Source organism: Aeromonas sp. s2 (assembly GCF_040907935.1).
GTDB lineage: Bacteria > Pseudomonadota > Gammaproteobacteria > Enterobacterales > Aeromonadaceae > Aeromonas > Aeromonas dhakensis.
In genome coordinates this window covers 144,112-161,401 of sequence record NZ_JBFOCR010000005.1, presented here as the reverse complement: position 1 = coordinate 161,401, position 17,290 = coordinate 144,112, and the positions used below count along the sequence as shown (strand labels likewise).

20 protein-coding genes are annotated in these 17,290 nt (G+C 59.7%); 18 read left to right on the top strand and 2 right to left on the bottom strand.

Annotated elements, in window-relative coordinates:
• Window positions 1–17 precede the first annotated feature (17 nt).
• Both rluC and AB5Y81_RS02255 read left to right on the top strand, forming a co-directional pair.
• The gene (gene rluC / locus AB5Y81_RS02260) at window positions 18–962 is read left to right on the top strand and encodes a 23S rRNA pseudouridine(955/2504/2580) synthase RluC (RefSeq protein ID WP_010633970.1); all 945 of its coding nucleotides are present in this window, start codon (window positions 18–20) and stop codon (window positions 960–962) included.
• Window positions 962–1,609, top strand: a complete 648-nt coding sequence (locus AB5Y81_RS02255) for an HAD-IA family hydrolase (RefSeq protein WP_279484347.1) — start codon at window positions 962–964, stop codon at window positions 1,607–1,609. Before rluC ends, AB5Y81_RS02255 begins: the two co-directional genes overlap by 1 nt.
• A 72-nt stretch (window positions 1,610–1,681) precedes the next feature.
• Here the strand turns inward: AB5Y81_RS02255 and AB5Y81_RS02250 are convergent, their stop codons facing one another.
• Window positions 1,682–2,263: a nucleoside triphosphate pyrophosphatase gene (locus tag AB5Y81_RS02250; protein WP_026141059.1), complete on the bottom strand. Its 582-nt coding sequence runs from the start codon at window positions 2,261–2,263 to the stop codon at window positions 1,682–1,684.
• A 246-nt stretch (window positions 2,264–2,509) separates the two neighbouring features.
• On the opposite strand from AB5Y81_RS02250, the gene AB5Y81_RS02245 reads away from it, so the two are divergent.
• From AB5Y81_RS02245 to AB5Y81_RS02170, 16 genes are all read left to right on the top strand, one after another.
• Entirely contained in the window at window positions 2,510–3,175 is a 666-nt protein-coding gene (locus tag AB5Y81_RS02245) for an START domain-containing protein (RefSeq protein WP_017779015.1), read from the top strand.
• 250 nt (window positions 3,176–3,425) lie between these two features.
• Window positions 3,426–3,947, top strand: coding sequence for a 23S rRNA accumulation protein YceD (yceD, locus tag AB5Y81_RS02240; protein ID WP_010633974.1), 522 nt, complete (start codon window positions 3,426–3,428; stop codon window positions 3,945–3,947).
• Between the two features lie 19 nt (window positions 3,948–3,966).
• Complete coding sequence (gene rpmF / locus AB5Y81_RS02235) at window positions 3,967–4,134, top strand: 50S ribosomal protein L32 (protein ID WP_005300935.1); 168 nt, start codon at window positions 3,967–3,969, stop codon at window positions 4,132–4,134.
• 9 nt (window positions 4,135–4,143) lie between these two features.
• A complete protein-coding gene (gene plsX / locus AB5Y81_RS02230; RefSeq protein WP_017779016.1) occupies window positions 4,144–5,163 on the top strand; it encodes a phosphate acyltransferase PlsX in 1,020 nt (339 codons plus the stop codon).
• Between the two features lie 7 nt (window positions 5,164–5,170).
• Entirely contained in the window at window positions 5,171–6,130 is a 960-nt protein-coding gene (locus AB5Y81_RS02225; RefSeq protein WP_010633976.1) for a beta-ketoacyl-ACP synthase III, read from the top strand.
• Window positions 6,131–6,199: 69 nt separating this feature from the next.
• Window positions 6,200–7,135, top strand: coding sequence for an ACP S-malonyltransferase (gene fabD / locus AB5Y81_RS02220; RefSeq protein WP_017788074.1), 936 nt, complete (start codon window positions 6,200–6,202; stop codon window positions 7,133–7,135).
• Window positions 7,136–7,148: 13 nt separating this feature from the next.
• Window positions 7,149–7,883: a 3-oxoacyl-ACP reductase FabG gene (gene fabG, locus AB5Y81_RS02215; protein WP_005300916.1), complete on the top strand. Its 735-nt coding sequence runs from the start codon at window positions 7,149–7,151 to the stop codon at window positions 7,881–7,883.
• Window positions 7,884–8,040: 157 nt separating this feature from the next.
• Window positions 8,041–8,277: an acyl carrier protein gene (gene acpP, locus AB5Y81_RS02210; RefSeq protein WP_005300909.1), complete on the top strand. Its 237-nt coding sequence runs from the start codon at window positions 8,041–8,043 to the stop codon at window positions 8,275–8,277.
• An 82-nt stretch (window positions 8,278–8,359) separates the two neighbouring features.
• Window positions 8,360–9,601: a beta-ketoacyl-ACP synthase II gene (gene fabF, locus AB5Y81_RS02205; RefSeq protein WP_010633978.1), complete on the top strand. Its 1,242-nt coding sequence runs from the start codon at window positions 8,360–8,362 to the stop codon at window positions 9,599–9,601.
• 19 nt (window positions 9,602–9,620) lie between these two features.
• Window positions 9,621–10,475 carry an aminodeoxychorismate lyase gene (gene pabC / locus AB5Y81_RS02200; protein WP_043170178.1) on the top strand — a complete coding sequence of 285 codons (855 nt, stop codon included), beginning with the start codon at window positions 9,621–9,623 and terminating at the stop codon, window positions 10,473–10,475.
• On the top strand, window positions 10,465–11,466 hold the full coding sequence (gene mltG / locus AB5Y81_RS02195; RefSeq protein ID WP_005300892.1) for an endolytic transglycosylase MltG: 1,002 nt from the start codon (window positions 10,465–10,467) through the stop codon (window positions 11,464–11,466). Before pabC ends, mltG begins: the two co-directional genes overlap by 11 nt.
• The gene (gene tmk, locus AB5Y81_RS02190; RefSeq protein ID WP_279484348.1) at window positions 11,466–12,107 is read left to right on the top strand and encodes a dTMP kinase; all 642 of its coding nucleotides are present in this window, start codon (window positions 11,466–11,468) and stop codon (window positions 12,105–12,107) included. The genes mltG and tmk overlap by 1 nt, the downstream gene beginning before the upstream one ends.
• Window positions 12,092–13,039 carry a DNA polymerase III subunit delta' gene (gene holB, locus AB5Y81_RS02185; protein WP_017779019.1) on the top strand — a complete coding sequence of 316 codons (948 nt, stop codon included), beginning with the start codon at window positions 12,092–12,094 and terminating at the stop codon, window positions 13,037–13,039. Before tmk ends, holB begins: the two co-directional genes overlap by 16 nt.
• A 17-nt stretch (window positions 13,040–13,056) precedes the next feature.
• Entirely contained in the window at window positions 13,057–13,836 is a 780-nt protein-coding gene (locus tag AB5Y81_RS02180; protein ID WP_279484349.1) for a YchF/TatD family DNA exonuclease, read from the top strand.
• 298 nt (window positions 13,837–14,134) lie between these two features.
• Window positions 14,135–15,163, top strand: a complete 1,029-nt coding sequence (locus AB5Y81_RS02175) for a site-specific integrase (RefSeq protein ID WP_279484350.1) — start codon at window positions 14,135–14,137, stop codon at window positions 15,161–15,163.
• A 181-nt stretch (window positions 15,164–15,344) separates the two neighbouring features.
• A complete protein-coding gene (locus AB5Y81_RS02170) occupies window positions 15,345–15,620 on the top strand; it encodes a RepB family protein (RefSeq protein WP_139752365.1) in 276 nt (91 codons plus the stop codon).
• A 214-nt stretch (window positions 15,621–15,834) separates the two neighbouring features.
• Here the strand turns inward: AB5Y81_RS02170 and rsmF are convergent, their stop codons facing one another.
• A complete protein-coding gene (gene rsmF, locus AB5Y81_RS02165; protein WP_279485542.1) occupies window positions 15,835–17,262 on the bottom strand; it encodes a 16S rRNA (cytosine(1407)-C(5))-methyltransferase RsmF in 1,428 nt (475 codons plus the stop codon).
• Window positions 17,263–17,290: the final 28 nt, after the last annotated feature.

Here is a 17,290-nt window from a genome sequence, read left to right as displayed (position 1 = left end):
GTGTTAAAATCCGCGCCATGACACAGATACAACAACAAGTGCAGCTGCTCACCATCGAAGCTGAGCATGACGGGCAGCGCATCGACAATTTTCTCAAGACTCAGCTAAAGGGCGTCCCCAAGAGCCTGATCTATCGCATCCTTCGCAAGGGGGAAGTGCGCGTCAACAAAAAGCGCATCAAACCGGAGTACAAACTCTGCGCCGGCGACGAGGTACGGGTTCCCCCCGTGCGGGTCGCCGAAAAGAATGAATTGCCCTCGGCCAACCTCGGCAGCATCCAGCGTCTGGAAAGCCAGATCCTGTTTGAAGACGACGCCATGATCGTGCTCAACAAGCCGTCCGGCATGGCCGTTCACGGCGGCAGCGGGCTGAGCTTCGGGGTCATCGAAGGGCTGCGCGCCCTGCGCCCGGAAGCCCGTTTTCTCGAACTGGTGCATCGTCTCGATCGCGACACCTCCGGTGTGCTGCTGGTCGCCAAGAAGCGCAGCGCCCTGCGTAGTCTGCACGAGCAGCTGCGGGTCAAGACCATGCGCAAACAGTACCTGGCGCTGGTGCGTGGCCAGTGGCAACCCCACGTCAAGGTGGTCAATGCGCCGCTGCGCAAGAATGATTTGCAATCCGGCGAGCGGGTCGTGCGGGTCAGTGCCGATGGCAAGCCGTCAGAAACCCGGTTTCGCATTGCCCGTCAATTCGCCGAGGCGACCCTGGTCGAGTGCAGCCCGATCACCGGCCGTACCCACCAGATCCGGGTGCACACCCTGCATGCCGGCCACCCCATCGCGTGTGACGACAAGTATGGAGAAGCGGCATTTGACGAGAAAATGCGCAGCCAAGGCCTGAAACGGCTCTTCTTGCATGCCTGGCGGCTGACCTTTACCCATCCGGCCGATGGTCGCGAGATGCAGGTCGAAGCGCCCCTGTCGCCCGAGCTCGAAACCTTCCTCAACGGACTGGCCCGCTGATGACGCAGATCCGGCTCGCCATTTTCGACTGGGACGGTACCCTGATGGACTCGGTGGGCCGGATAGTGGCCTGCGTGGCTGCCGCCGCCCGTGACTGTGCCGAGCTGGTACCCACCGCCACCGAGACTCATCAGATCATCGGCCTCAGTCTGGAGGTCGGCATCCCCCGGCTGTTTTCCTTGGAGCAGGGCGGTGAGCGAGCCAATGCTCTGATCGCCCGCTATCGCCACCACTATCTGCACGATGCCACTCCCAGCCCACTGTTTGCCGGGGCGAGGGAGCTGCTGCACGGCTGGCACGAGCAGGGCATTGCGCTGGCGGTGGCGACCGGCAAGTCACGGCGGGGGTTGGACAGGGTACTGGATGAAACCGGGTTGCGGCCACTCTTTGCCGCCACGCGCGGAGCGGATGAGGCCAACTCCAAGCCTGATCCCCTGATGTTGACCCAAATCCTGACCGAGCTGGCGCTGATCCCGTCACAGGCGGTGATGATAGGTGACTCCATCCACGACATGGCGATGGCCGAAGCGCTGGCCATGCCGCGCATCGGCGTAAGCTGGGGCGTGCACAACCGGGGGCACCTGCAGGCCCACCATCCGCTGGCGGTGGTCGATACCATGGCGGAGCTGAGGGCGCTGCTGGGTTGATGACAAGCACCGGGATGCAATAAAAAACGGAAGCCAAGGCTTCCGTTTTTTATTGCCAACATTCTGCCTTCATCAGGGCAGAGAGAGGCCGTGGCGCTCCAGCAGTTCGATCAGTCCGATCAGCGGCAAGCCGATCAGTGCATTGGGATCGCGTCCCTCCAGAGCCTTGAACAGCACGATACCCATGCCTTCACACTTGAAGCTGCCGGCGCAGTCGAGGGGACGTTCGGCCTCCACATAGCGGCGGATAGCCCCCTCATCCAGCTGGCGAAAATGGACGGTGAAAGGCTCAACCAGCTGCTCGACCCGGCCGGAGGCCGCATCCAGTACGCACAGGCCGGTATAAAAGGTGACGCTGCGCCCCTGGGCCGCCATCAGCTGGGCTACCGCTTGTTCGACCGTTCCCGGTTTCCCCAGGATCCGGCCATCGCAGACGCACACCTGATCCGAGCCGATGATCAGCCCTTGATCACGCAGGCCGGCAATGGCGCTGGCTTTGGCATGGGCAAGGCGGGCCACCAGCGCCTGTGCCTCTTCACCTGGCAGCACAGATTCATCTACTTCGGGCGCGGCGCACTCAAAGGGGAGGCCTAGCTTTTCCAGCAAGGCTTTGCGGTAACGGGAGGTGGAGGCGAGGATCAGGGGGCGCGACATGGCAATCAGGTATCCAGGGTCAGAAACGGGCAAGCGCCGATGGTATCGCCATTGTGCGGCGCGGGCAAATATCGCCGCGCTCGCAAGCGGGTGATCCTGCTCGATGCGCTGGCCTTGCTCAGAATACAGTGCGCGTCGGCTACATCTGGCTGATGGAGTGACTTGGTTTGGCTCCCCGTTCACCGACTGTCTCTGTCCCGTCCGAAAACGGCTATAAGCATAAGAGCGGGGTAACGGAGCGATGAGATGAACAAGCTGGGGGCATGGTTGTTGTGGCTGCTCTGTCTGCCCGTCTGGGGACAAGGCTGGCACCTGCAGGCAGGGGAGGAGGGCATACTGCTCTGGACCCGCCCTCATCCACCCGGCGCCTTTCTGGCCTTGCGACTGGAGATGTATGTGGCAGCGCCCCCTGCGGCGTTGCTCGCGGTGCTGCGTGATACCGGTCGACATCAGGAGTGGCTGCCCCAAAGCCTGGAGGTGAGGGTGTTGGCCAAGCCCGCCCCCGATGAGGATATTGTCTATACCCGCCTCGCGGCCCCCTGGCCCGTACAGGACCGGGAGCTGATCACCCACTCCCGCCTGCAACGGCTGCCAGATTGCGGCCTGGTGCTGAGCGTCTGGGCGGCCCCCGATGCTTTGCCGCCTTATCCCGGCCGGGTGCGGATCCGCACCAGTGAAGGACGCTGGGAAGCGCTGCCTCAGCTGAACGGCACGACGCTGGTGCGCCTCGAAACCTATACCAACCCGGGCGACACGCTGCCAGCCTGGCTCGTCAATCCCATGGCTGCCGACGCTGCGCTGCAGAGTTTTCGCGCCATTCGCCGCCTGATGGAGGGCGCCCCGGTGGGGCTCTGTGCCTGTCTTCATCAGCGACGTGGTGGAAAGCATGGTGCTTGTAGCGCCACCCCTTGACTGCGGCAGGGTGAGGAAGCGCGGGCGAATTGGACAAGCAAGTGACGGCGGGACGGTCTGACAACTGTCTGGGGCCTGACGCACCAGCAAATCCGGCCAGGATCCGGTGTCGGATCCGCAGGTTTGTGGCATAATCAGGCACCGGTGAGCGCAAGTTCCGCCATGTGCGGGGGTTGTGAGGTTAAAATCATCGGCGGTAAGGACTTTTTCCTTTGACTATCAGTTGTTGGACCTATAATATTCGCGCCCTATGCAAAAGGTGAAGTTGCCCGTAAAGGTTGATCCAGTCCGTAGTGCCTCGAAGCTGCTCGATTATGTCGGGATAGTGGAAAAGTCGCAGATGCCCAGGCTGGAGGAATCAACCGCAGGCTTGCGGAGTGATATCGATGTATCGCTGCACTTTGGCAAAGATGTCCAGAAGTTGACCGTTATGAAAGGCACTGCCCATGCCAAGGTTGACTTGGTTTGCCAGCGTTGTGGAGAGACATTCGAGCATCTCTGTGAAGCTGAATTTATCTACACTCCGCTGTTCGAAAGAACAAACGAGGAAGAACTGCCGGAAGCTTATGAGCCCATTGAATTGGACGAAAACGGCGAGATGGATCTTCATCAAATCCTGGAGGATGAACTCATCCTCTCGTTGCCGCAGGTGGCCATGCATCCCATGGATGCTTGCCCGCGCGGTAACATGGAAATGACCTGGGGTGAAATCGAACCTGCTGATGAGCGGCCGAATCCCTTTGCAGTTCTTGAAGAGCTTAAACGTAAGTGAATTTAGGAGTTAGCCTACAATGGCCGTACAACAGAACCGTAAAACCCGTGCCAAGCGTGGCATGCGTCGTTCCCACGATGCGCTGACCACCGCTGCCCTGACTGTTGATCAGACCAGTGGCGAAATCCATCGTCGTCACCACGTGACTGCCGATGGTTTCTACCGCGGTAAAAAGGTAATCGCTTAAGGATTGCCTTTGTCTACGCAAACTGTCGCGCTAGACATCATGGGGGGAGATATTGGCCCCTCGGAAACAGTGCCTGCCGCCGTGCAGGCACTGTCTCTTTTACCCCAGCTGAAATTGATCCTGGTCGGTGACCAGCACCAGACCACCCCCCTCCTGCAGCAACATGGCTTGCTCAATCACCCTCGCGTCCGTTTTGTACATGCCTCCCAGGTCGTTGGGATGGGCGACAAACCGATCGTGGCACTGCGCACCCTGAAAGACTCCTCCATGCGAGTCGTACTCAATCTGGTCAAGGGCGGCGAGGCCGATGCCTGCGTCAGTGCCGGCAACACAGGTGCACTGATGGCCATGGCCAAATGCGTGCTCAAATCCCTGCCCGGCGTCGACCGACCCGCCCTCATCAAGGCGCTGCCCACCCTGTCTGGCAAACGCACCGTGATGCTGGATCTAGGCGCCAACGTCAGCTGCGATGCCGACACCCTGCTGCAGTTTGCCGTGATGGGCTCAGTGGTGGCTGAAAAGGTGGAGGGGGTTGCCACTCCCAGGGTGGCCCTGCTCAACGTGGGGGAGGAGGAGATCAAGGGGAACGATCTGGTGCGCCACAGTGCCGAACTGCTGCGCCAGTGCCAGGCGCTCAACTTTGTCGGCTTTGTTGAAGGGGATCGAATTTTTAGCGGCGATTGCGACGTGATCGTCTGCGACGGTTTTGTCGGCAACGTCGCCCTCAAGACGGCGGAGGGGGTGGTGCGGATGATGGCTCAACTGGCCGGATATCCCCGCAAGAAACGCAGTTTTCTTGGCCGTATCGCCGGATTTATGTTCAAACGACGTTTTTCTTACCTGAACCCCGACCAGTATAACGGTGCAAGTCTGTTAGGATTGCGCGGCATTGTGGTAAAAAGCCATGGGCGGGCCGAACGGCGTGCCCTGTGTAACGCGATCCTGCTGGCCGCGCAAGAGGCCAAGCATCAACTTCCATTGCAAATCGCAGATCGCCTTGAATCTGTCTTTTCCGACAGGGATCTATAAGAACTCTATGCATAGCAAAATTTTGGGTACTGGCAGCTATCTGCCGCACTCAGTACGCACCAACGCCGACCTCGAACAGATGGTAGAGACCAGTGACGAGTGGATTGTGGAGCGTACCGGGATCCGTGAACGCCGCATTGCCGGTGCCGATGAAACCGTTGCAACCCTGTCTCACCAGGCGGCCCTGCGCGCACTGGAGGCCGCGGGCCTGACGGCCGCCGATCTCGACATGATAGTGCTGGCCACCACCAGCGCCGAAAACGCCTTTCCGGCCGCCGCCTGTGAACTGCAGGGGCTGCTCGGGGTGCAAGGGATCCCGGCCTTCGACGTGGCGGCCGCCTGCGCCGGCTTTACGTATGCGCTCTCCATTGCCGATCAGTTCGTCAAATCCGGTGCCGCCCGCCACGTGCTGGTCGTCGGCGCCGATGTGCTGTCGCGCATGTGCGATCCCGAGGATCGTGGCACCATCATCCTGTTTGGGGATGGGGCAGGGGCCGTGGTGATCGGTGCGAGCGACACCCCCGGCATCCTCTCCACCCATCTGCATGCGGATGGTCGTTATGGCGAGCTGCTCAAGCTGCCGCAGCCCCGTCGCGGCATGCCGGGGGCCGAGCTCGAAGCCTACATGTACATGAAGGGCAATGATGTCTTCAAAGTCGCGGTCACCCGTCTGAGCGAAATCGTCACCGAGACCCTGGCCGCCGCCGGCATCGAGCCGAGCGAGCTGGACTGGCTGGTGCCCCATCAGGCCAACTTCCGCATCATCAGCGCCACCGCCAAGAAGCTTGGCATGGGGCTGGACAAGGTGGTGCTGACCCTCGACAAACACGGCAACACCTCTGCCGCCTCCGTGCCCATCGCCTTCGATGAAGGGGTGCGCGACGGCCGGATCAAACCGGGCCAGCTGGTCTTGCTGGAAGCCTTCGGCGGCGGTTTTGCCTGGGGCTCGGCGCTGGTTCGCCTCTGATCGTCAGCGGGATGGGACGAGCGTTTCATCCTGCCGTTCTCATTTTTCTCTTATTTAAAGGAATCAATGATGACCCAATTTGCCATTGCCTTCCCGGGACAGGGCTCCCAAACCGTCGGCATGCTGGCCGAGCTGGCCGAACAACATGCCGTGATCAAGGAGACCTTCGCCGAGGCGAGCCAGGTGCTGGGTTATGACCTGTTTGCCCTGGTCATGGAAGGTCCGGCCGAAGAGCTGAACAAAACCTGGCGTACCCAGCCTGCACTGCTGACCGCTTCTGTCGCGCTGTGGCGCCTGTGGCAACAGCAGGGTGGGGCAACCCCCGCCGTGATGGCAGGCCACAGTCTGGGTGAGTATTCCGCCCTGGTCTGCAGCGGCGCACTGGCCTTTACCGATGCGGTCAAACTGGTTGAGCTGCGTGGTCTGGCCATGCAGGAAGCCGTGCCGGAAGGCACTGGTGCCATGGCCGCCATCATCGGCCTGGACAACGACGCCATCGCCGCCAACTGCGAGAAGGCGGCTGAAGGGCAGGTGGTCTCTCCGGTCAACTTCAACTCCCCGGGCCAGGTGGTCATCGCCGGTCACAAAGAGGCCGTCGAGCGCGCCAACGTGCTGATGAAAGAGTCCGGAGCCAAGCGTGCGCTGCCGCTGCCGGTCTCCGTGCCCTCCCACTGCGCTCTGATGAAACCTGCCGCCGAAAAACTGGCAGCTGCGCTGGACGGGATCGAGATCAAGGTTCCTGCCATCGCCGTCATCAATAATGTCGATGTATCCTGTGAGCAGGATCCGGCCGCCATCAAGCAGGCGTTGGTGCGTCAGTTGTTCAGCCCGGTTCGTTGGACCGAGACTGTCGAGCGGATGGCCAACGAGGGAGTCATCCTCGAGATCGAAATGGGACCGGGCAAGGTACTGACCGGACTCGCCAAGCGCATCGACAAGCGCGTGGAAGGTATTCATGCCAACGATGCCGCCTCTTTCGAGCAGGCGCTGGCCCAGATCAAGTAAACAGGAGCAATGAATGAGCTTTACCGATAAGGTTGTGTTGGTGACCGGTGCCAGTCGTGGCATCGGCCGTGCGATTGCTGAAACTTTTGCGGCCCGTGGCGCCAAGGTAGTCGGCACAGCGACCAGCGAGAGCGGCGCCGAGGCAATCAGCGCCTATCTGGGTGAACAGGGTTGCGGCATGGCTCTGAACGTGACCAGCCAGGAATCCATCGAAGCCGTCTTCGCCGCTATCAAGGCGCGTTTTGGCGACATCGACATCCTGATCAACAACGCCGGGATCACCCGTGACAACCTGCTGATGCGGATGAAGGATGATGAGTGGAACGAGATCATCGACACCAACCTCACCTCCCTGTACCGTCTGAGCAAGCCGGTGCTGCGCGCCATGATGAAGAAGCGCAATGGCCGCATCATCAGCATCGGTTCCGTGGTCGGCACCATGGGCAACGCCGGTCAGGTCAACTATGCGGCCGCCAAGGCGGGCCTTGTGGGGTTCACCAAGTCGCTGGCTCGTGAAGTGGCCTCCCGCGGCATTACCGTGAATGCGGTTGCCCCCGGTTTCATCGAGACCGATATGACCAAGGCGCTCAATGAAGAGCAGCGTGCCGGCATCATGAGCCAGGTACCTGCCGCTCGTCTGGGCGATCCAAAAGAAATTGCCGCTGCTGTGGTATTCTTGGCATCGGATGATGCCGCCTACATCACTGGCGAAACCCTGCATGTTAATGGCGGGATGTACATGGTGTAATCAATTTGTCGTGAGATCTGTTCAAATTTGCGATAGTACGCCGAAGTTTGGCGAATTTCGTGGTTTGACCAGCGGCAAGCTACTTGCAAACTCACGTCAATTGAATAAACTACCCCAACCAGACGCAATAGCGTATTTTTAAAGGAAAATTCAGGTCATGAGCAACATCGAAGAACGCGTAAAGAAAATCATCATCGAACAACTGGGTGTTAAAGAAGAAGACGTTAAGAACGCTGCCTCCTTCGTCGACGACCTGGGCGCTGACTCTTTGGATACCGTTGAACTGGTAATGGCGCTGGAAGAAGAATTCGATACCGAAATTCCTGATGAAGAAGCCGAGAAGATCACCACTGTTCAAGCGGCTATCGACTACATCACCGCTAATCAGGAATAAGTTCCTGTTCTGAAAGAAGCGGCCCAAGGGCCGCTTCTTTTATGTTTACTCCTTTTCAAAACACCTCTCGGAGACTACCTCAGTGTCAAAACGCAGAGTCGTGGTGACCGGCTTGGGGATGCTTTCCCCGGTAGGCAACACTGCCGAATCCAGCTGGCAAGCCCTGCTCAACGGGCAGAGCGGCATTTCTCCCATCGAACACTTTGATGCCAGCGAGTTTGCGACCCGCTTCGCAGGCCAGGTCAAGGATTTCGATCCCGAGCAGTACGGTATCAACCGCAAAGAAGCTCGCAAGATGGATCTCTTTATCCAGTACGGCATCGCCGCAGGCGTGCAGGCGCTGGATGATGCCGGTCTCGTCATCAACGAGGAGAATGCCGAGCGCGTCGGTGTGGCGATCGGTTCCGGTATCGGTGGTCTGGGTCTGATTGAGCAGAACCACAGCAGCCTCGTCAACGGCGGTCCCCGCAAGCTGAGCCCCTTCTTCGTACCATCCACCATCATCAATATGGTGTCCGGTCATCTCTCCATCATGAGAGGCCTGCAGGGCCCCAACATCGCAGTCACCACTGCCTGTACCACAGGCACCCATGCCATCGGCATGGCCGGTCGCATGATCGCCTACGGCGATGCGGACGTGATGGTGGCCGGTGGTGCCGAGAAGGCATCCACCCCGATGGGGATGGGCGGTTTTGCCGCCGCCAAGGCGCTCTCCAACCGCAACGACGAGCCCACCAAGGCCAGTCGTCCGTGGGATAAAGATCGCGACGGTTTCGTGCTGGGTGATGGTGCCGGGGTGCTGGTACTGGAAGAGTACGAACACGCCAAGGCCCGTGGCGCCAAGATTTATGCCGAGCTGGTCGGCTTTGGCATGAGTGGTGATGCCTACCACATGACGGCGCCTCCCGCTGACGGCAACGGTGGCGCCCGCGCCATGCAAAATGCCATCAAGGATGCTGGCATCGCCCCCGAGCAGGTGGGATATATCAATGCCCACGGCACCTCTACCCCGCTGGGTGACGTCGCCGAGCTGCGCGGCATGAAGGCTGTATTTGGCGAACATGCCAAATCCCTGATGGTCAGCTCCACCAAATCGATGACTGGTCACCTGTTGGGTGCAGCCGGCGCCATCGAGGCGATCATCACGGTACTGGCGCTGCGCGATCAGATGGCGCCGCCCACCATCAACCTGGATAACCCGGATGATGAGTGCGATCTGGATCTGGTGCCTCATGTTGCCAAGGCCGGCAACTTCGAATATGCCCTCTCCAATTCCTTCGGTTTTGGCGGCACCAATGGCTCACTGATCTTCAAACGCGTATAATTCGCCCTGGGCGGATAGTATGGGCCCGATACGTCAGTATCGGGCCTTTTTTATCGGAGGGATCCTTTTGCTGATCAATGGAATACCGACAGACAGCGTGTCCGCCATGGATCGTGGTCTGGCCTATGGGGATGGTCATTTCACCACCCTGTTGGTCAGGGATGGCCGGCCCGTCTGGTGGCCGGCACACCTGGCAAGGTTGCAGCAAGCGAGCGCCAGACTCGGCCTTGCCGAGCTGGACTGGCAACAACTTGGCGATGAAGTGGCCCAATTGGCCCGCGATCAAGCGCTGGCGGTGATCAAGGTGATGCTGACCCGCGGCAGCGGTGGCCGGGGCTATGATGGCACAGCCTGCCATGCGCCGACCCGGATCCTGTCGCTGGCCGCTTACCCGGCTCACTACCCGACATGGCAGCAAGATGGCATTCCACTCTTGGTATGCCGGCAGCGGTTGGGGGATGCCCCCATGCTGGCAGGCCTCAAGACCCTCAACCGGCTGGAGCAGGTGCTGCTGAAAAGCGAACTTGCGGCCCGTTCCGGGGTCGAAGGTATAGTCTTGAACAGTCGGGGATTTCTGGTAGAAGGGGTCAGTGCCAATCTGTTTTGGCGCCGTGGCAGAACGGTGTTTACGCCGGATCTCTCCCACTGCGGCATAGACGGCATCATGCGGCGCCATGTGATGGCAATGCTAAAACAGATGAGCATTGAACTGCGTGTCGTGGAGGCTCCGCTGGAGTCACTGTGGCAGGCCGAAGAGGTATGGCTGACCAATACCCTGATGGGCATAGTGCCGGTCACCGGCATCGGGGAGACCCAATATGCCAGTCAGGAATTGATCCGCCGTTTACAGGAGCGTTTGGTCATTGAAGTTTAATCGGCTTTACACCCTGCTCGCGGGCGCGGCGCTGACTGTCGCCGCTGCCGGGGGCTATGTACATTACAAGTGGCAACAGGTGGAGACGCTCACCAACAAGGGACCGACCCGTCTCTTTACCGTCGAGAAGGGAGCCCATGCGGCGCGTCTGATCGCCGAACTGGGGGAGGGGGAAACCAGCCCCTGGGCGGTGCGACTCTGGTTGCGCGGTCACCCCGAGCTGGTTGCCATCAAGTCCGGTACCTATGAGATCAAGGAAGGGGCACCGCTCAAGGATACCCTCTCCCTGTTTGCTTCCGGCAAAGAGTTTCACTTCAGCCTGACCTTCGTCGAAGGTTCCCGTTTCGAGGATTGGTTGAAGCAGCTGGCCAGCGCCCCCTATCTGGAACGGCTGACCGTCGAGTTGCCCGAGACCGATCTGGCACAGGAGCTTGGCATTGAAAACGGCAAGCTGGAGGGGTGGTTCCTGCCGGAGACCTACGCCTATACCACTCATGCCAGCGATCTCTCCATTTTGCGCCGTGCCCATCAGGACATGGAGACCTTCCTGCAGCAGAGCTGGGAGAAGCGTCAGGCCAATCTGCCCTACAAGACTCCCTACGAGGCGCTGATCATGGCCTCGATCATCGAAAAAGAGACGGGGATGCCGGAAGAGCGGGCGCGGATCGCCTCGGTGTTTGTCAATCGTCTGCGCCTTGGCATGAAGCTGCAGACTGATCCCACCGTCATCTACGGGGTGAAGGACAGGTATGACGGCAATATCCGCCGCAGCGACCTGACCGACGTGAACCCCTATAACACCTATGTGATCGACGGCTTGCCGCCCACCCCCATCGCCATGCCGGGCAAGGCCTCCATCGAGGCGGCGCTCAATCCCCTGTCGACCGACTATCTCTATTTCGTCGCCAAGGGGGGCGGGGCCCACTATTTTTCCAAGACCCTCGATGAACACAATCGGGCGGTGCGTGAATACATTTTGAAGAAACCCTAATGTCTAAATTTATCGTGATTGAAGGACTGGAAGGCGCAGGGAAGAGCTCCGCGGTGCGCTACGTGACCGACTATCTGCATGCCCACGGCGTGGCGCGGATCGAGTGTACCCGCGAACCGGGCGGCACGCCGCTGGCGGAGCGGATGCGGGCCATCGTCAAGGAGGTGCACGACGAGCGGCTCACCATCGAAGCCGAATTGCTGCTGATGTACGCCTCCCGGGTGCAACTGGTGGAGACACGCATCAAGCCGGCGCTAGCTGACGGCGTCTGGGTAGTGGGCGATCGCCACGATCTCTCCTCCCAGGCCTACCAAGGCGGTGGTCGCGGCATCGATGCCAACCTCATCGGCGCCATCAAGCGGGCCGTGCTCGGCGGCTTCAAACCGGATCTGACCCTCTATCTCGACATCGATCCCGCCATCGGCCTGCAGCGGGCTCGCCATCGCGGTGAGCTGGACCGGATCGAACTTGAGCAGCTCAGCTTCTTCGAGCGTACCCGCCAGCGTTATCTGGAACTGGCTGCCGCCGATGCGTCAGTCAAGGTGATCGACGCCGGCCAAGCGCCGGAGCAGGTCAAGGCGGCCATCGAGGCTGCCTTGGCCCACTACCTGAAAGACGAGCCCTCATGTATCCCTGGTTGATCCCGGACTGGCATGCCTTGAGTCAGACTGCCGCCGCCGGCCGGCTGGGGCACGCCTGGCTGCTGCTGGGTGATCCCGGTCTTGGCAAGGAGCAACTTGCACAGCAGCTGGCCCGCCTGCACCTGTGCCATCAGCCTGATCGGGGCGAGCCTTGCGGTCATTGCCACTCCTGCCAGCTGTTTGAAAAGGGCCACCACCCGGATCTGGGCACCCTCACCACTGAGGGCAAGACCATAGGGGTCGAGGCCATCCGCGAGATCTGTGCGCGCCTGCAGAATTCGGCCCAGCTTGGCCGCGGCAAGGTGGTGATCATCCCGGATGCGGAGCGCATGACGGAGTCTGCCGCCAACGCCCTGCTCAAAACCCTGGAGGAGCCGGCCGGCGACAGCTTGTTGCTGCTGATCGCCTCCCAGGTTTCCCGCCTGCTGCCTACCATTCTCAGCCGTTGCCACAAGCATGTCTGCCAGTTGCCGGCGGAAGGGGAGACTCTGGCCTGGCTCGCCGAGCAGGGTCATCAGGCCACCCAGGCTCAGGTGCGGATCTGCCAGGGGGCGCCGCTGCGAGTGCTGGATTACTTGATGCAGCAGCAGGACACGGATCGCCGTGATCTGCTTGAGAGTTTTCTCGCCCTCTCGCAAACACCCACCCGGACCAACCATGTGTGCAGCCTGCTGGCAAGCGATACCCAGGTCAGACTGCACTGGGTGCAGCTGTTCTTGTGCGATGCGCTCAAGACGCAGGCCGGCTGTGGCCATCACCAGTTGGCCATGCCGGATCTGGCCGCGCTCAGTCAACAACTGGCGGAACGTCACTCCAGTGAAAAGCTGCTGGAGGCAGAGCAGCAGCTCGTTGGGCTCAAGGCGGCCTGCCAGCCCGGGCAGCTTTCCAACCCCACCATTCATTTGATGAACTGGCTCACTCGCTGGTTATAGATCCCAAAAGGTTTTGTATGTTACTCGTTGATTCCCATTGCCACCTCGATCGTCTGAGTTATGGCAGCAAGCAGACCGACATGGCCGATGTGCTGGCCAAGGCCGCCGAGCAGGACGTGGGATATTTTCTCTGTGTGAGCGTCACCCAGGCGCAGTTCCCGACCATGCTGGAGGCGATCGCCCCTTACCCTCAGGTGTTTGCCTCCTGCGGCGTGCACCCTCTCAACCAGGAGCCTGGCGTCGATGCCGATTTGTTGTTGGCCCAGGCGGCGGATGAAAGGGTGGTAGCCATCGGCGAGACCGGGCTCGACTACTTCTATTCGCCGGAGAACAAGGAAGTACAGCAGGCTTCCTTCCGCGAGCATATCCGGGTGGCCCGCGCCCTGAACAAGCCCCTCATCATCCACACCCGCGATGCCCAGCAGGATACCCTGCAGATCATGCGCGAAGAGGGGGCCGAGCAGGTCGGCGGGGTGCTGCACTGCTTCACCGAGTCGCTTGAAATGGCTGAGGCGGCCATGGCGATGGGCTTTTATATTTCCATCTCCGGCATCGCCACTTTCAAAAATGCGGCTGCGCTGCAATCTGTAGTCAAGGCGCTGCCACTGGAACGACTGCTGGTTGAAACCGACTCTCCCTATCTGGCGCCGGTTCCGCACCGGGGCAGGGAGAACGAGCCGGCCTTCGTGCGCGACGTGGCCCAGTTCATCGCGGATCTGCGGCAAATGCCGCTAGCCGAATTGGCGCAAGCGACCAGTGACAACTTTTTTGAATTGTTCAAGTTGGCAAAGCGATAACAAACAACGCCCCGTATAGCGGGGCGTTTTACTATGACAATCAGCACTATCATGGCCCATTCAAAAACGATCATAGTTGTTCGTTATCTCTCACTTCGTGTAGTGGATGCTGATGAGGCAAAGCCCTCAACCCTGATAAAACGAAGCAAGAAGAACAGTGTGCTGAGGAATAAATGAGGAGGGTGAAATGGGTTAAAAGCACTCTTCATAAGTATCGATAATATTCATTATCGATACTTGATAGATCTGCAAGATCCTGTAAGATCCAACGAAACTCCGCATTAAATCATAGAGTTAAGTGAACTACCCACGTATTTCAAACCCAGTTCAGCAGCCCTTGCAGAGCGTCTTCGATCTTCAGCTGAACAGCCGGGCCAGACGCTTCCTGCGCAGCGCCAAAGCCGACTCCACCCTCAATGCCTACCAGGCCGATACCCGTATCTTCGTGTTCTGGTGTCAGTTGCATGGGCTCGATCCGCTGCAAACCACCCATCATGACATCATGAACTTCCTGGCGGATCAGGCCGACGGCATCCTGGCCGATTGGGTCTGGCTGGACAAGGAAGAGGGGAAGGGGGAGCTTCGCAACGGCGATCCCCGCAAGCCAGCCACCCTGGTAAGACGGCTCGCCGGTATTCGTTATGCTTTCAAGCAGAAGGGGATCCACCCCATGCCGACCGAGCACGCGGAGATAAAGGAGATGATGCGGGGCATAGTGCGACTCGGTGACAATCGCAAACGAAAAACGGGGGCGCTGACCCTGCAACCGCTGGCCTGTGTGCTCGATGAAATCGACACCGGCAATCTGGCGGGGCTGCGGGATTACACCCTGCTGTTGCTGATGTTCAGCGGCGCCTTGCGACGCTCGGAGGCGGCAAGGATTGAAGTGGATGATCTCGACTTTGTGGGGCAGGGGATCCGTCTTCGGCTCAAGCCCAGCAAACATCAGCTGCATGAAACGGAGATCGCCCTGGTGCCAGGCAAACAGTATTGTCCGGTGTCGGCACTGGCGCGCTGGCTCAAACAGAGCAGGATCAGCGAGGGTGCCCTGTTTCGCCGCATGAATCGCTGGGGTCAGCTCATGCAGGAACCGCTCGGTCCGCAAGGTATCAACCTGATGATCAAGCGGCGTACAGGTCAGGCCATCGACGATCTCCAGGTCAGCGGCCACAGTCTGCGCCGCGGCTTCATCACCTCGGCGGTCACTGCCGGCAAACCGATGAACAAGATCATCGAGGTCACCCGCCACAAGGACATCCGTACCTTGCAGGAGTATTTCGACGATGCTCACAAGTTCTCGGATCACGCCCTGGATGGTCTGCTGTAATATAACCGCGTCACTCTATTTTTTATGTTAAATGATATCTTGTTGATCCAATGATATATTTGCAGCGCACTGGATCTCACTCCATCAAGAAGGGGAGAGTCAGGCTCTTCGGTGTTGGTCAGCGAATATTGAAGACTTGGTGAGAGATAACGGGCTGTGAAAATCAAAGTTGCAAGGTGATATGAGCCAGGAAATGAAAGTGAGCGGGGCGCAAGACAATGCCGAACGGCAGCGCCAGCACGTGAAACGCAAACAGGAAACTCACAGCCGGTTGCAATGCTGGATCAGCAATCGTCATGCCGAGCGGTTGGCCATGTTGGGGCTGTTGCTCGAAGACAGCCAGGCATCCCTCATCGAACAGGCCATCGATCTGCTCTATCAGCAAGAGCTGCAGCATGAGCAGAAACAGGACAGGGCGCAGATCGATGCACAAGCACCGGCGGAGATGCTCGAGTAAACGCGCCGGCAATTGAGGCAAAGATCGAGAAACCGGGACATAAAAAAAGCCAGGTACGAATTCCTTGTACCTGGCATAGGGGAATTGGCTCCTTGCAGAGCCGTGCGCTAACTGGTGTTCGGATTGCCTTTAAGCTTAGACAAGGCTCAAGGCTTTTCAAGATCCGCGCAAAGGTTCAACCGGAGTGTGGGTTTTCCTGCTCCGGTACAACTTGTTACACGAACAGATTGTTGTCACGCACCAGCTCGCGGGGCAGGGCATTCTTGACCCGGCTGCCTACCCATTTCCCCATGCCCAGGGTATGACCCTGATAGCGGACGATCACCTCGCCAGTGCCGGTGGCTTGCTCCGGCCACACATCCCGCCCCATCATGAACTCCCGCGCATTCGCTATATCGAGCTCGACGAATCCCTTGCTCGCACCATCGCCATAGGCCAGTGCCCACTCATGGGTCAGCCGATACCCTTTCTTGAAGGTCTCCGCCAGTTTCAGTCCGATGCGATCGAAACGCAGCTTGCCCTGTACCTGTTCGAACAGCTGGGGGAAGAGCCAGATCTCCTCGCTGCGGCCAAACAGATTTCCCTGCTGCACCACCCCGAAGGCTGCTTCAATCTCGCGCAGCATGGGTTCGGACTCCTTGGCCGGCAGCGGCGAGAAGGGAAATTTGCCGAGCTTGCCCGGTTTGAACATGGTGTTGGGCACTGAGTGGTGCTTGCGCAATCTGGCGACGAAAAAGCCTTCACTATCGAAGATCTGGGGCCAAACGTGCAGATATCCTTCCGGTGTACAGGCTTTCTCCGCAGCGGGGAAGAGATCGGCCAGCGAGTCAAAGCTGAAGGCATCGCCGAACTTGTCTTGCAGTGACTGACAGACGGCCTGGTTCTCCTGCAGGCTCAGGGTACAGGTGGAGTAGACCAGTACGCCCCCCGGTTTGAGAGCATGGAAGGCGCTCTCCAGCAACCCTTGCTGCACGGCGGCGATCTCGTCAATGCTCTCGATGCTCCAGTTGCGCAGGGCGTCTTCATCCTTGCGCACCGTGCCCTCGCCGGAGCAGGGGGCGTCGAGCAGGATGGCATCGAAGGTCTCCGGTAACCACTGGCCGAAGACCTTGGCATCGAAGTGGGTCATGCCCACGTTGGTCACGCCGCAGCGTTGCAGATTGGCACTGAGCACCTTGAGCCTGCTGCTGGAGTACTCGTTGGCAACCAGCATCCCCTGGTTGTCCATCAGGGCCGCGATCTGGGTGGTTTTGGAGCCGGGGGCCGCCGCCGCGTCCAGCAACATGCCGTCACGCCGGGTCTGCTCACAGGCAAACAGGGCGGTGACCGGCAGCATGGAGCTCGCCTCCTGAATGTAGAAGAGGCCGCTCAAGTGCTCGGCGGTGTTGCCAAGGGGCACGCTCTCGTCTTCGCGACTGAGCCAGAAGCCGGTGTCGCACCAGGGCACGGGATCGAGCTGCCAACCGAGCGGTTGCATCCGCGCCACAAACGCCGCCACCGATATCTTCAGGGTGTTGACCCGGATGCTGCGCCGCAGCGGTCGTCGACAACTGGCCACGAACTCATCCATGGAGAGGTGCGCCGGCATGATGGCCGCGATATGGCGCAAGAAGTGATCGGGAAGATAGGAGTTGTCGTGCACGGAGCCGTCTCGTTGACCGAAAATGAGG

What these genes read in the sequence shown, in the direction of transcription:
- AB5Y81_RS02225 (WP_010633976.1), top strand. Translation starts at nt 5,171, where the DNA reads ATGCATAGCAAAATTTTGGGTACTGGCAGCTATCTGCCGCACTCAGTA.
- rpmF (WP_005300935.1), top strand. Translation starts at nt 3,967, where the DNA reads ATGGCCGTACAACAGAACCGTAAAACCCGTGCCAAGCGTGGCATGCGT.
- acpP (WP_005300909.1), top strand. Translation starts at nt 8,041, where the DNA reads ATGAGCAACATCGAAGAACGCGTAAAGAAAATCATCATCGAACAACTG.
- AB5Y81_RS02245 (WP_017779015.1), top strand. Translation starts at nt 2,510, where the DNA reads ATGAACAAGCTGGGGGCATGGTTGTTGTGGCTGCTCTGTCTGCCCGTC.
- AB5Y81_RS02255 (WP_279484347.1), top strand. Translation starts at nt 962, where the DNA reads ATGACGCAGATCCGGCTCGCCATTTTCGACTGGGACGGTACCCTGATG.
- AB5Y81_RS02180 (WP_279484349.1), top strand. Translation starts at nt 13,057, where the DNA reads ATGTTACTCGTTGATTCCCATTGCCACCTCGATCGTCTGAGTTATGGC.
- pabC (WP_043170178.1), top strand. Translation starts at nt 9,621, where the DNA reads ATGGGCCCGATACGTCAGTATCGGGCCTTTTTTATCGGAGGGATCCTT.
- holB (WP_017779019.1), top strand. Translation starts at nt 12,092, where the DNA reads ATGTATCCCTGGTTGATCCCGGACTGGCATGCCTTGAGTCAGACTGCC.
- fabG (WP_005300916.1), top strand. Translation starts at nt 7,149, where the DNA reads ATGAGCTTTACCGATAAGGTTGTGTTGGTGACCGGTGCCAGTCGTGGC.
- AB5Y81_RS02170 (WP_139752365.1), top strand. Translation starts at nt 15,345, where the DNA reads ATGAGCCAGGAAATGAAAGTGAGCGGGGCGCAAGACAATGCCGAACGG.
- AB5Y81_RS02250 (WP_026141059.1), bottom strand. Translation starts at nt 2,263, where the DNA reads ATGTCGCGCCCCCTGATCCTCGCCTCCACCTCCCGTTACCGCAAAGCC.
- rluC (WP_010633970.1), top strand. Translation starts at nt 18, where the DNA reads ATGACACAGATACAACAACAAGTGCAGCTGCTCACCATCGAAGCTGAG.
- tmk (WP_279484348.1), top strand. Translation starts at nt 11,466, where the DNA reads ATGTCTAAATTTATCGTGATTGAAGGACTGGAAGGCGCAGGGAAGAGC.
- fabD (WP_017788074.1), top strand. Translation starts at nt 6,200, where the DNA reads ATGACCCAATTTGCCATTGCCTTCCCGGGACAGGGCTCCCAAACCGTC.
- yceD (WP_010633974.1), top strand. Translation starts at nt 3,426, where the DNA reads ATGCAAAAGGTGAAGTTGCCCGTAAAGGTTGATCCAGTCCGTAGTGCC.